Origin of the sequence: Neptunomonas japonica JAMM 1380, assembly GCF_016592555.1 — a bacterium.
In the GTDB taxonomy this organism is placed as follows: domain Bacteria; phylum Pseudomonadota; class Gammaproteobacteria; order Pseudomonadales; family Balneatricaceae; genus Neptunomonas; species Neptunomonas japonica_A.
Genome location: NZ_AP014546.1, coordinates 472,587 through 485,040, shown reverse-complemented (window position 1 = coordinate 485,040; position 12,454 = coordinate 472,587). Strand labels below are relative to the sequence as shown.

14 protein-coding genes are annotated in these 12,454 nt (G+C 48.3%); 1 reads left to right on the top strand and 13 read right to left on the bottom strand.

Annotated elements, in window-relative coordinates; genetic code table 11:
- Positions 1-8: 8 nt before the first annotated feature.
- Positions 9-980 carry an MBL fold metallo-hydrolase gene (locus NEJAP_RS02170; protein WP_201349089.1) on the top strand — a complete coding sequence of 324 codons (972 nt, stop codon included), beginning with the start codon at positions 9-11 and terminating at the stop codon, positions 978-980.
- A 50-nt stretch (positions 981-1,030) separates the two neighbouring features.
- Here the strand turns inward: NEJAP_RS02170 and NEJAP_RS02165 are convergent, their stop codons facing one another.
- The 13 genes from NEJAP_RS02165 to urtB all read right to left on the bottom strand — a co-directional run bounded on the left by NEJAP_RS02165 (position 1,031) and on the right by urtB (position 12,405).
- Complete coding sequence (locus NEJAP_RS02165; RefSeq protein WP_201349088.1) at positions 1,031-2,518, bottom strand: helicase HerA-like domain-containing protein; 1,488 nt, start codon at positions 2,516-2,518, stop codon at positions 1,031-1,033.
- Positions 2,519-2,635: 117 nt separating this feature from the next.
- Positions 2,636-3,262, bottom strand: a complete 627-nt coding sequence (gene ureG / locus NEJAP_RS02160) for an urease accessory protein UreG (RefSeq protein ID WP_201349087.1) — start codon at positions 3,260-3,262, stop codon at positions 2,636-2,638.
- Positions 3,263-3,294: 32 nt separating this feature from the next.
- On the bottom strand, positions 3,295-4,023 hold the full coding sequence (locus tag NEJAP_RS02155) for an urease accessory protein UreF (protein ID WP_236591035.1): 729 nt from the start codon (positions 4,021-4,023) through the stop codon (positions 3,295-3,297).
- Complete coding sequence (locus NEJAP_RS02150; protein ID WP_201349086.1) at positions 3,980-4,216, bottom strand: hypothetical protein; 237 nt, start codon at positions 4,214-4,216, stop codon at positions 3,980-3,982. Before NEJAP_RS02150 ends, NEJAP_RS02155 begins: the two co-directional genes overlap by 44 nt.
- 19 nt (positions 4,217-4,235) lie before the next feature.
- Positions 4,236-4,694 (bottom strand): urease accessory protein UreE, encoded by a 459-nt coding sequence (ureE, locus tag NEJAP_RS02145; RefSeq protein WP_201349085.1) that lies wholly within the window; start codon positions 4,692-4,694, stop codon positions 4,236-4,238.
- An 8-nt stretch (positions 4,695-4,702) separates the two neighbouring features.
- Complete coding sequence (ureC, locus tag NEJAP_RS02140) at positions 4,703-6,406, bottom strand: urease subunit alpha (RefSeq protein ID WP_201349084.1); 1,704 nt, start codon at positions 6,404-6,406, stop codon at positions 4,703-4,705.
- 37 nt (positions 6,407-6,443) lie between these two features.
- Positions 6,444-6,749, bottom strand: coding sequence for an urease subunit beta (locus tag NEJAP_RS02135; RefSeq protein WP_201349083.1), 306 nt, complete (start codon positions 6,747-6,749; stop codon positions 6,444-6,446).
- Between the two features lie 23 nt (positions 6,750-6,772).
- The gene (ureA, locus tag NEJAP_RS02130; RefSeq protein ID WP_201350429.1) at positions 6,773-7,075 is read right to left on the bottom strand and encodes an urease subunit gamma; all 303 of its coding nucleotides are present in this window, start codon (positions 7,073-7,075) and stop codon (positions 6,773-6,775) included.
- A gap of 214 nt (positions 7,076-7,289) precedes the next feature.
- A complete protein-coding gene (locus NEJAP_RS02125; RefSeq protein ID WP_201349082.1) occupies positions 7,290-8,144 on the bottom strand; it encodes an urease accessory protein UreD in 855 nt (284 codons plus the stop codon).
- Complete coding sequence (gene urtE, locus NEJAP_RS02120) at positions 8,141-8,836, bottom strand: urea ABC transporter ATP-binding subunit UrtE (protein WP_201349081.1); 696 nt, start codon at positions 8,834-8,836, stop codon at positions 8,141-8,143. The genes NEJAP_RS02125 and urtE overlap by 4 nt, the downstream gene beginning before the upstream one ends.
- A gap of 3 nt (positions 8,837-8,839) precedes the next feature.
- Complete coding sequence (urtD, locus tag NEJAP_RS02115; RefSeq protein WP_201349080.1) at positions 8,840-9,679, bottom strand: urea ABC transporter ATP-binding protein UrtD; 840 nt, start codon at positions 9,677-9,679, stop codon at positions 8,840-8,842.
- On the bottom strand, positions 9,676-10,776 hold the full coding sequence (urtC, locus tag NEJAP_RS02110) for an urea ABC transporter permease subunit UrtC (RefSeq protein WP_201349079.1): 1,101 nt from the start codon (positions 10,774-10,776) through the stop codon (positions 9,676-9,678). Before urtC ends, urtD begins: the two co-directional genes overlap by 4 nt.
- Positions 10,777-10,779: 3 nt before the next feature.
- The gene (urtB, locus tag NEJAP_RS02105; protein ID WP_236591034.1) at positions 10,780-12,405 is read right to left on the bottom strand and encodes an urea ABC transporter permease subunit UrtB; all 1,626 of its coding nucleotides are present in this window, start codon (positions 12,403-12,405) and stop codon (positions 10,780-10,782) included.
- Positions 12,406-12,454 lie beyond the last annotated feature (49 nt).

The window sequence follows — 12,454 nt, the reverse complement described above, 5'->3', positions numbered from 1 at the left end:
CTTTCGTTATGTTGCAAACAGTCAAATCCTTGAGCTTACACCTGAGCTTAGGCCTACTCATCACCGCCAGCAGTATTGCTGGCACAGAAACTCAAGCGGATCGCTACCCTGAATCACTGCTTTACGACAAACCCGTAAAGGTGGCTGATAACGTTTGGTCAGCCATAGGCCAAACCCAGTACTACAGTTTTGAGAACGCAGGCCACAATAACAACCTGTCGTTCGTGATTGGCGAAGATGCCGTTTTGGTCGTCAATGGCAGTGCCTCTTACTTACTCGCCAAAGCCCTTCATGATGAGATAAAGCAACATACGGATAAACCCGTTAAGTATGTTGTTGATGAAAACGGACAATCGCACGCCATGCTAGGTAACAACTACTGGAAAGAGCAAGGAGCTGTTTTAATAGCCCATAGCGAAGCCGTTGAAGAGATTGAATCGCATGGGCTTGATGGTTTATCGAGCCTGCAGAAAATCCTTAAGGAGCGTGCTGAGGGGTCTAGCCTTGTAGCAATAGACCAAACCTTTGACGATAAAATGATACTGGACTTGGGCGGTATCAGCGCCGAGCTAATTCACTTTGGGCCCGCCCACTCTCCCGGCGACATCTCAATTTATATTCCACAACGTAATGTGCTGATCGCGGGAGATATTGCCTTTCATGTGCGCCTACTCCCCATCTTTCCTGATACAGACACCGCCTCGTGGCTAGAAACATGGAACTCAACGTTTACAGCGTTCGCCCAAGATAAAATCATAATCCCAGGGCACGGCGGCCCTACCGACTTTGCAACAGTTGACCAATGGACACGCGGCTACCTAGAGTATATTCGAGGTAAAGTAGCGGTGTTAATTGAGGACGGAGGCAGCCTAGAGGATGCCTACCAGATAGACCAAACACCTTATAAGCACCTAGCCACCTTCGAAGAACTCGCCGCAAAAAATGCAGGCAGGGTGTTTGAAGCGATGGAGTTTGAATAAGAAAACAGAGGATCGCCTGCGCATTAGCGAAGGCGATCCGCATAAGCGGTTTACTTCATGAAAGAGCCCAAAATACCCCGCAATAAACTTTTACCGACACTACGCCCAACACTGCTGCCAATGCTGCGCACCACACTTTTTAATAGTGCTTCAGTCACTGACTGTCGATTCCTTCCCGAGGAGCGGCTTTTGCGGTTGTTTTTGGCATCTGCTTTCTCTTGAGCTTCACGCGCCTCTTCATCTTCTGCGGCTTTTAAACGTGCATCCGTACGCTCCAGCAATATTTCATGCGCCGAACGCGGATCATACGCCACAGCATAACGACGGTGCATACTACTGGTATCAATAACAGCTTGGCGCTCATCATCGGTAGCAGGCCCCATACGTGAACAGGGAGGACGAACCAGCGTGCGTTCAACAATACTCGGCACACCGTCTTTTAACAACACAGACACCAAGGCCTCACCCACACCCATGTTGGTAATGACTTCCGCCGTATCCAACTTAGGGTTAGGTCGGAAGGTTTGCGCAGCAACACGAACAGATTTCTGATCTTTAGGTGTGAAAGCCCGTAATGCATGCTGCACACGGTTACCTAATTGGCCTAAAACACCTTCTGGAAGATCATTTGGGCTCTGAGTAATAAAGTAAACACCCACCCCTTTTGAGCGTATCAAACGTACTACTTGCTCAACTTTTTCGACCAACACTTTAGATGAGTTGCTAAAAAGCAGATGCGCCTCATCAAAAAAGAACACCATCTTAGGTTTATCTGCATCACCCACCTCTGGCAGGTTTTCAAATAGCTCAGACAACAACCACAACAGAAAAGTAGAATACACACGCGGGCTTAAAATCAGCTTATCTGACGCCAGCACATTAATCATACCGCGGCCATCACGGCTCACTTGCATCAAGTCTTCAAGCACTAACGCAGGCTCTCCAAAGAACAGATCTCCGCCCTCTCTCTCTAACATCAACAAGCGGCGTAAAATCGCATTAACTGACGCTTTAGAGACAGACAAACGCGTGCTGATCTCTTTACCATGTGCGGCAATAAACTCTAATGTGGTACGTAGGTCATTTAGATCAACCAGTAGCAGCCCTTCGTCATCAGCAAACTCAAACATAAGCGTCAGGATGCTTTCTTGGGTTTCGTTAAGGTCTAGCAGACGAGAGAGTAACTGCGGCCCCATCTCCGATACCGTCGCGCGAACGGGTGTTCCTTGATCGCCAAAAACATCCCAAAACGCCACCGGATAACCCCGTTGAATAAAGCTATCTATCTGGATTTTTTCAACGCGCTCATCCACCTTCGGATGAGGGCTTCCTTTTTGGCTAAGCCCAGATAAATCTCCCTTAACATCGGCAAGAAACACCGGCACGCCCAGATCAGAAAAGCCTTCGGCAAGGCACTGCAAGGTCACAGTTTTACCTGTACCCGTTGCACCCGCAATCAAGCCATGGCGATTAGCATAACGAGGGTTCAAAAATACCTTACCGCTCTCACAGCCACCGATCAGAATACCCGTTTCCATTACCTTGCTACCCTCTGCCTTTTGTTGATACCCGCTATCATATTACCAATAGTGGCATAACAACATAGGCCAAGTTTATAACAGCTTAATTTTACTACGATACTTCACCGCCGTAGCTTATCCAGCTGTATCCAACATACCCTGATCAATCACAAAACGGATGATTTCAGGTAAGCCCACACCTGTTTTTAAATTTGAAAACACATAAGGTGAATTTGGGCGCATACGTTGTGTATCACTCTCCATTACACCCAAGTCGGCCCCTACGTAAGGCGCCAAATCAATCTTATTAATGATTAACAGATCTGAACGGGTAATACCGGGGCCACCTTTACGCGGAATTTTTTCACCTTCTGCCACATCAATAACATAAATAGTCAGATCAGCGAGTTCAGGGCTGAAAGTAGCACTTAAGTTATCCCCACCGCTCTCCACAAACACCACATCCAACGTTTTATGGCGCTTTGCTAACTCTTCTACCGCTGCCAAATTCATGGAGGCATCTTCGCGAATAGCCGTATGTGGGCAGCCTCCGGTTTCAACACCAATAATACGATCAGGTTCCAACGCACCTGACTGGGTAAGAATTTTCGCATCTTCCTGCGTGTAAATATCGTTAGTCACTACAGCGATGTTGTATTGATCTCGCATCGCTTTACACAAGACTTCAAGTAAAGCTGTTTTACCCGACCCAACCGGGCCACCCACACCTATACGTAGGGGGGCTTTGTAGTCATCACTCATTATCAACTCCAGAACTATAAAGACTCCCGTTATCAGGAGCGGAACAATCGTGAATACTGTGTTTCGTGGCGGCTACTCGCGATGGCCTGAGCCGGTGTAGAACTACCTATCTGCTGATCTTCAATTTCTACAGCTCTGACAAGTAATTCCGGCACTTGCTCACTGAGCTTTAGTAGCAATTTCTGGCCTGAAGTTTGCCCCAAAGGAATCAACTTAACCCCTGCCATCACTGCATTTTCCAGCCAACTCCACAGATAACCTTCCAGCGCATCCTCCGATGCAATATTGAAATGCTGCGCGGCGAGCGCAAATCCCGCCACCTGTGTAGATCTAATAGCTTCATCAAACTCTACACCACTGGCAACGCCCAGATTAGGTAACAGCACCGCCAAGGCCTGCCCACGTTGACGCTCCTCTTTACGTAGCTCTGAGGTTTCTCGGCTTGCCAGCAGAAAACGGCACCAATGATTCACCTGATCCGCATCTTGCTGCACAAAGGCTTTTCGTAAGCGCAACAAAACAGGCAATTCCAACGTAGCTATACTGTGATGCAGCATGCCAGACACCCAGGATTCCAGCTCAGCTTCAGACGTTACCCAACGTGCATCAACCGCCCACTCTAAACCTTGAGAGTAAGTAAAAGCGCCCACAGGTAAGGAAGGGCTTATAAGTTGATACAAACGTAAATTAGCTAGCATGGCAGTGTTATCACTTTGCTTATCGCTTATCTTGTCGAATACGACGGTACAATCCCGGCCCATAAACAACACCGGAAACAACCAATGCCAAACCTGCGACAAACATAAGTACGTGATCCGGAGCTGCAAGCTGGTGAGCTAACAAGGCCTGCACACTTGTATTTGTGGTTTCATCGTGCGCCTGAACTAACGAACTAAATGCGCTTACGCCTGCAAGAGCGGCTAGAGCCACTGCTTTAGATGTTACTACCTTCATCTTTTACTCCTTTATCTTTTCAGTGTTCATGCACATGGTGGTGTCCACCATGGCTGCTGTTGTGGTATGCCCCGGCTTCTGGCTCAAATGGAGCCTGTTCAACCACTACCGTACCGCCTAAACCTCGCACCATATCGTCAAGCACATGGTCGTGCTGATAACGCACAAAGCCTGCGGCTACCTGCAGTGACACATGCCTATTACCTAGGTGATAAGCAACGCGAGTCAACAGCAAAGGATCATCACAATGCACTGTGGAGACATGCTCATCTGCTGCACACACCATCACCACGACACCCTCTTCACTCTCTACCTGATCGCCATCACGCAGTATCAAGCCGCGTGGCAAAAACAGACCCGCTTCACGCCCATCATCCAGCCTCACTTTTAAGCGGCTTTTGATACGTTTATCAATTGGTAGGCTTAATGTGGTTTGGTGGGGCTTAACACACTTTAACAACGTCGTTAGCTGTAACATTGGCACCCCTAAAACAGAAAGTAACGCTGCGCCATCGGCAGCTCGGTTGCAGGTTCACAGGTCAGTAGAACGTCATCCGCTTTTACTTCGTAAGTTTGGGAGTCAACACTGATATCCGGCTGATAGCTGTTATGAACCATGTCGGCTTTTTGTAACGTGCGACAGCCTTTTACTGTCCCAATTAAACTGCGTAGCCCCAACGCTTCTGGCACTTTTTCTTTAATCGCCGCTTGTGATAAAAACAACATTGAAGTCGCATGGCAGGCACCACCCATCGAGCCAAACATGGGGCGATAGTGCACAGGCTGCGGTGTAGGTATCGAGGCATTCGGGTCGCCCATCGGCGCGGCAGCAATTAAACCGCCCTTAAGAATAGCGCTGGGTTTAACGCCGAAAAAGGCAGGTTTCCACAACACTAAATCGGCCAACTTGCCAACCTCGACCGAACCCACCTCATGCGAGACCCCATGTGTGAGTGCAGGGTTAATGGTGTACTTAGCGATATAGCGTTTAATACGCCCATTATCGTGCTCAGCAGGGTCACCTTTAAGGCTTCCCCGTTGAGCTTTCATTTTATGGGCGGTTTGCCAAGTACGAGTGATAACCTCGCCGACACGCCCCATCGCCTGAGAGTCAGAGGCGATCATTGAAAATGCGCCCAAGTCATGCAGGATGTCCTCTGCGGCGATCGTTTCACGGCGAATACGGGACTCCGCAAACGCAACATCTTCGGCAATACTGGGATCAAGATGATGGCAAACCATCAACATATCCAGATGTTCATCCACCGTATTAACCGTATAAGGGCGTGTTGGGTTCGTAGACGATGGCAACACGTTAGAAAAGCCCGCAGCCTTAATAATATCAGGGGCATGTCCCCCACCCGCACCTTCAGTGTGATAGGTATGAATCACACGGCCATCCATCGCCGCCAATGTATCTTCTAAAAAACCAGACTCGTTTAATGTGTCGGTATGGATAGCTACCTGTACATCCATCTCATCAGCAACCGTCAAGCAGCAATCAATCGATGCAGGGGTTGTTCCCCAGTCCTCATGCAGCTTAAGCCCCATAGCACCGGCGGCTATTTGCTCACGTAATGCTTCTGGCTGGCTGCTATTTCCTTTTCCAAGGAAGCCAATATTCATTGGCAAGTTATCCACAGCCTGCAGCATCCGATGAATATTCCACGGCCCCGGCGTGCATGTTGTCGCATTGGTGCCCGTTGCAGGGCCTGTACCGCCACCCAGCATAGTGGTCACGCCTGACATCAATGCATCGTCAACCTGCTGCGGGCAGATGAAATGAATGTGTGAATCAACACCACCCGCCGTAACTATCGAACCTTCACCCGCAAGCACCTCCGTGCCCGGACCAATCACAATATCAACATTGGGTTGCACATCAGGATTACCGGCTTTACCTATCGCAGTGATGCGCCCAGCCTTAATACCGATATCGGCTTTAATAATGCCCCAATGATCAACAATCACGGCATTAGTAATCACCAGATCAACCGTCTCGGCGCTACAGCGCTGGCTCTGCCCTTGGCCATCACGGATCACTTTACCGCCACCAAACTTTACCTCGTCACCGTAGGTAGTTAGGTCCTTCTCTACCTGCAACCACAACTCGGTATCGGCCAAGCGAACTCGATCTCCGGTTGTTGGGCCAAACATCTCAGCATAAGCACGCCGCGAAATAGTCGCCATCAGTTATTCCTCGCTGCTATCTGTTTATAGTGAGGCATCACAGTGGCCCCATCACTTTGCCCTGAAAACCATAGACAATACGTGAGCCAGCATAGGCCACCAACTCAACCGTCCGTGTTTGCCCCGGCTCAAAACGTACCGCCGTACCCGCCGGAATATTCAGACGAAAACCACGTGTTTGTTCGCGCTCAAAACTCAATGCATTGTTAGCCTCATAAAAATGATAATGAGAGCCAATTTGAATGGGGCGATCACCGGTATTAGCCACCCGTACCCTACAAACCTCACGACCTGCATTTATTTCAATATCACCCGCTGGGGTTACTAGCTCACCTGGAATCATACAAACCTCCCGCACGCTTACACTCAAACAATAGGGTCATGGACTGTCACCAATTTGGTGCCATCTGGAAATGTGGCTTCTACTTGCACCTCTGGGATCAACTCAGCGATACCTTCCATCACATCATCCAACGATAATAAGGTGCGCCCATAATCCATCAGCTCAGCCACGCTACGTCCATCACGTGCCCCCTCAAGAATCGCCGCACTAATAAACGCCACCGATTCAGGGTAATTAAGCTTAAGGCCACGTGCTTTGCGCCGTTCAGCCAACAAGCCTGCGGTAAATAACAGCAACTTATCTTTTTCACGCGGTACTAACTCCATGCTCGACAATACCTCCGACATCGAAACCAAAAGGGTGTCACAGGTAAATAGCAAGTTACGTACCAGCACAGTAAACATGCGTTTGCTGCGTTTTAGGGCAGGAGAAACTGAGGATAAAGCACCAAAAAAGCGCATAACGACACCACTAGATGCGACTAATCAGTGCATAAAAGCATATTCATGATGTCGAAAAGAGGTCAGTCAAAAGAAAGGCCTAAGTAGCCCATATCCTTGGAGAGCAGGCAGGGATTTCCAGCCATTGTTCACGTAGCGTTTTCCATACGGGAATCAGTACATTTTGGATATCTTCAGTATTGTTGCCGAGCATTCGCACTACCAGCAGGCCATCTACACAGGTAGCCCCTACAGCGAGTTGTGGACCAAAGCTGTCGAGAACATCACACACCACTTCAAGATAATCACTATCTATAGTGCCTGCTATCAGCGTGGCACTCATGGCATGACCACGTAAACCTGTAGTGCTTTTTATCAGAGCATCCGCATGCGTGGTGAGGTTATCTATCAGGCTAATTTCACCGTCAATATAAACGCGTGTTTTGGCATCAATACTTCCGTGGTTGAAGGTTTCATTGTTGGCAGGTCGTCCCAAGCATTGAAACTCCCAGCCGATAAAGCGGCTTCCCTGCTCAAGATAAATATCGCTATGTATCTGTGCATGCGCCCCAGGAAAACAGATATTCTCTTGCGGTAACCATTCTAGCGTGCTGTCTTTTTCAACACTCAGCGTCTGAAACTGGTAGGCCATTTTCTCGTCTGAGCGATAGAATTTTGTGGCACCGGGCGTGGTAATAACCGCATGGGCACCTTGCTGCGTATGTACTCGGATATCTAGTTGATCCCCTCCAACAACACCACCGGGAGGGTGCAGCAGATAGGTATGGCAGGGAGCCCCCTCAGGATAGAGAGGACGCTGTACCGCAAGTGGGCCACGCTGCATGCGGTCTACTAACCGCGCTTTACCGTGACGCAGCTGATATCCCAAATGCAGCCTCGCTTTCCAACCCATAGCCGATTCGGGTACATTGAGACTACTCGCTGGCGCATTCATACGGTGAGGTACTGCGCTACGAGTTTATCATCCAGCGCTTCCATTTCGCCTTCCGCCACATGGCGGCCGCGATCAAGAATACAGAAACGATCGCCTACTTTGCGTGCAAAAGGTAATTTTTGCTCCACCAACAATACTGTTAGCCCCATTTCACGGTTGAGCTTACGAATTATATCGCCTATTTCGGTCACCACATTGGGCTGAATACCCTCGGTAGGCTCATCCAATATCAGAAGTTTTGGGTTAACCACCAGTGCCCTGCCGATAGCCAGCTGCTGCTGTTGTCCACCAGATAGATCTCCACCACGGCGGTGCATCATCTCAGCCAATACCGGAAACAACTCGAAGATATATTCAGGGATTTTGCGATCATTGCGTGCACGTACTGGCAAACCCACTTGCAGATTTTCTTCAACACTAAGCAGAGGAAAAATCTGCCGCCCTTGCGGTACATAACCAATCCCAACACGAGGGCGCTGCTCAACTGAAGCCTTTAGTAGATCAGCCCCATCCAACATCATGCTGCCACTTTTTACAGCCTGATGTCCCATAATGCATTGCAGCAAGGTGGTTTTACCTACGCCATTGCGGCCCATTAATACGGTGCACTGCCCTTCTGGTATATGCAGATCAACATCCCAGAGCGTGTGGCTTTGGCCGTAATACTGATTCAAACCCTCTATTTTCAGCATCAATCACTCTCCCAGATAGACTTCGACCACTTTAGGGTCTTGCTGTACTTTGTTCATGCTTCCTTCTGACAGAACGCTACCCTGATGCAACACAGTAACGGTACGATCTTTACCTGCTAGATTGCGTACAAAATCCATATCGTGTTCAACCACCACAACAGAATGGCGTCCAGCCAGCGAACTTAACAATTCAGCGGTGCGATCCATCTCCTGATGCGTCATGCCAGCCACCGGCTCATCCACCAATAACAAACGGGGTTTTTGCATCAGTAGCATGCCAATCTCTAGCCACTGCTTTTGTCCATGCGATAGCTTACCTGCCAACATCTTGGTATTTGCCTGCAAGCCTATCAATTCAATGGTTTCCAACAGCATAGAACTCTGTTCGCTATTAATACGCGCATTCAAAATCGACCAGACATTGCGATCATCAGCCATCGCCAGCTCTAAGTTCTCCCACACAGTGAGTTCTTCAAAGATAGTGGGCTTTTGAAATTTTCGGCCAATACCCGCTTGCGCAATGGCTGGCTCATCCATCTCTAGTAAATTGATGGTTTGCCCGAACCAAGCAGAGCCGCTATCAGGTTGCGTTTTACCGGTAATGATATCCATCATCGTCGTTTTACCCGCACCATTAGGGCCGATAATGCAGCGCAGCTCTCCATCATTGATATAAAGATTAAGATTATTGATCGCCTTGAAACCATCAAAGCTCACCGTAATATCTTCAAGATAAAGCAGCACATTGTGCGACACATCGAGCTTAGGTGCCTGTTTAGGCACCAGAAACGGATATACATGGTTACGATCTACCGCTTGCTCAAAGGCAGAAATAATACTCATGCCGACACCTCCTTATGCTGCTTCAACCCTGCCACAAACCCAGTAACCCCCTTAGGAAGTAACAGTGTTACCAAGACAAATATGCCCCCTAGGGCGAACAACCACACATCCGGTAGTTCAGCCGTAAAGTATGTTTTTGCATAATTAATAAGCAATGCACCAATAACTGCACCGTACAAGGTAGCCCGGCCACCCACAGCAACCCACACAACAATCTCAATCGAGTTAATCGGTGAAAATTCATTGGGGTTGATAATGCCGACTTGCGGCACATACAGTGCGCCAGCCACACCCGCCAACATGGCAGAGATAACAAAGATCCACAGCTTTACATTCTCTACTCGATAACCCATAAAACGGGCTCGCGACTCGGCGTCACGCACAGCAATACAAACACGCCCTAAACGGCTGTTCATTAAATGCCGGCATATAAGATAGCCAACCGCCAAGGCCACCGCCGATAGAACAAACAGCCCAATACGCGTGGTATCTTCTTGTAGCGAAAAGCCTACCAAGTCTTTAAAGTCTGTAAGTCCGTTGTTACCGCCAAAGCCCATTTCGTTACGATAAAATGCCAGCATCAGCGCATAGGTCATCGCCTGCGTGATAATGGAAAGATACACACCCGAAACACGCGAGCGAAACGCTAACCAACCAAAGATAAATGCCAACACGCCGGGCACTAACATAATCATAATGGCCGCAAACCAGAACTGATCAAAACCTTGCCAGAACCATGGCAGCTCCTGCCAATCCAGAAACACCATAAAGTCGGGCAACTCTGGGTTGCCGTAGACTCCACGATCACCAATTTGACGCATCAAATACATACCCATGGCATAGCCACCCAGCGCAAAAAATGCACCGTGCCCTAACGTAAGGATTCCTAAATAGCCCCACACCAGATCAACGGCAACGGCTAACAACGCCAACGTTAGATATTTACCCATCAAGGTAACGGTATAGGTTGGCACATGCAGTGGGTTCGTCTCGGGCACAAATAGGTTAAGCAGTGGCACCAGAATGGTGATCACCAGCAATACGCCCAGCATAATCTGGCCGCCACGGTCGTTCTTGACTATATTCAACACTCCCATGACCTAACCCTCCGCCGCACGGCCACGTTGCGGGAATAACCCACGTGGGCGTTTCTGAATAAACAGAATAATGAAAATCAACATCAACACCTTAGCAAGCACAGCACCGGCCCAAGGTTCCAGCACCTTATTAGCAACCCCCAAACTTAACCCTGCAACCAGCGTCCCCCATAGGTTTCCTACTCCTCCAAAAACAACCACCATGAAGGAGTCGATAATATAAGCCTGCCCCATGTTTGGCCCTACGTTGGTTAACTGAGATAGCGCCACACCGGCGATACCAGCAACACCTGAACCCAACCCAAAGGTGAGTGCATCAACTCTATTTGAACGAATTCCCATAGAGCGTGCCATTGCACGGTTTTGCGAGACGGCACGCACCTGTAAACCCAATGCGGTTTTTTTCAACACCAGCAACAAGGCGACAAACACCACCAAGCAAAACAGAATGATATATAGCCGACTGAGCGTTAAAGAAAACACCGGATTAATTTGGATAAGGCCGCTCATCCAATCGGGCGTTTCTACACTACGGTTAAGCGGAGAGAACAACGAACGTACCGCCTGCTGCAAAATCAGGCTTATACCAAAAGTAGCGAGCAAGGTTTCTAGCGGGCGGCCATAAAGAAAACGAATCACACCTCGCTCTATGGCAATACCGACCAAACCAGAGACAACAAACGCAGCAGGAATAGCCACTAAAATTGACCACTCGATATGATCAGGCATCAACAACTGAATAACGTAGGTGGTATAAGCGCCAATCATAATCAGCTCACCATGTGCCATGTTAATAACGCCCATGACACCAAAAGTGATCGCAAGGCCAATACCTGCCAACACCAATACGGAGCCTAAGCTCAACCCAAAGTAGAGAGTCTCTAGCCAACCGTAGTATTGCACCTTATCTTCAATGCCTTTAAGTGCAATTTGTGCCTGCTTTTTAAGCAGCGGGCTTTGGGCTGTAGAAACAAACGCCACTAAAGCACTGCGTGATTCTTGCTCTAATGAGCCATCTAGTTGTTCTATCGCATTGGACAACAGAACATCATCGCTACTTTTAAGATCATTAATAGCCAATGCGATATTAATCATCTCACGCACATTTTTACTTTCTTCGATTAAAAAACGTGTTTTAAGCGTTGCTACTGTACCGGGCGTAATATCTTTAAGCAGATCTCGCACCGCTGCTTCACGCTGCTGCGGGTTATCGGCATTTAACCCTAACTCAGCTTGGATGCGATTAATTTGACCTCGCATTTTGTTATTCAGCGTCACCTTCTTAAAATCGCGTTTTTTCTTAATAACCTGCTCGTTTCCTTGCAGGTCTTTTGCAACTTTTCCTGTGACGTAGTGAGTGATGATAAATAAACGTTTATCTTTTTTATGGTAATAAAGCTGGCTGTCTGACAAAAGCTGCAAAATTTCACTGGTGCGCGGGTGTGATGTTTCCACCAACAGATCCAACCCACGGCTTTTATTATCAAATGCCTTGCTCATTAATAACGCGCTTGCACCTCCAAGCGAACTATCAATTACCGCTATAGCGGGCGCAGAAAACAAGGTAAGGATGACAAATAGACTACTTAAAAAATATCGATAAGACGCACGAAAGCTAAAGGGCTTCATAAAAAATTCTCTCGCGAGGTACAACAGAAGGAGCCTACCAGTCACAATC

Coding starts and splice junctions, on each gene's coding strand:
- NEJAP_RS02170 (WP_201349089.1), top strand. CDS start 9: ATGTTGCAAACAGTCAAATCCTTGAGCTTACACCTGAGCTTAGGCCTA.
- NEJAP_RS02165 (WP_201349088.1), bottom strand. CDS start 2,518: ATGGAAACGGGTATTCTGATCGGTGGCTGTGAGAGCGGTAAGGTATTT.
- ureG (WP_201349087.1), bottom strand. CDS start 3,262: ATGAGTGATGACTACAAAGCCCCCCTACGTATAGGTGTGGGTGGCCCG.
- NEJAP_RS02155 (WP_236591035.1), bottom strand. CDS start 4,023: ATGGGCCGGGATTGTACCGTCGTATTCGACAAGATAAGCGATAAGCAA.
- NEJAP_RS02150 (WP_201349086.1), bottom strand. CDS start 4,216: ATGAAGGTAGTAACATCTAAAGCAGTGGCTCTAGCCGCTCTTGCAGGC.
- ureE (WP_201349085.1), bottom strand. CDS start 4,694: ATGTTACAGCTAACGACGTTGTTAAAGTGTGTTAAGCCCCACCAAACC.
- ureC (WP_201349084.1), bottom strand. CDS start 6,406: ATGGCGACTATTTCGCGGCGTGCTTATGCTGAGATGTTTGGCCCAACA.
- NEJAP_RS02135 (WP_201349083.1), bottom strand. CDS start 6,749: ATGATTCCAGGTGAGCTAGTAACCCCAGCGGGTGATATTGAAATAAAT.
- ureA (WP_201350429.1), bottom strand. CDS start 7,075: ATGGAGTTAGTACCGCGTGAAAAAGATAAGTTGCTGTTATTTACCGCA.
- NEJAP_RS02125 (WP_201349082.1), bottom strand. CDS start 8,144: ATGAATGCGCCAGCGAGTAGTCTCAATGTACCCGAATCGGCTATGGGT.
- urtE (WP_201349081.1), bottom strand. CDS start 8,836: ATGCTGAAAATAGAGGGTTTGAATCAGTATTACGGCCAAAGCCACACG.
- urtD (WP_201349080.1), bottom strand. CDS start 9,679: ATGAGTATTATTTCTGCCTTTGAGCAAGCGGTAGATCGTAACCATGTA.
- urtC (WP_201349079.1), bottom strand. CDS start 10,776: ATGGGAGTGTTGAATATAGTCAAGAACGACCGTGGCGGCCAGATTATG.
- urtB (WP_236591034.1), bottom strand. CDS start 12,405: ATGAAGCCCTTTAGCTTTCGTGCGTCTTATCGATATTTTTTAAGTAGT.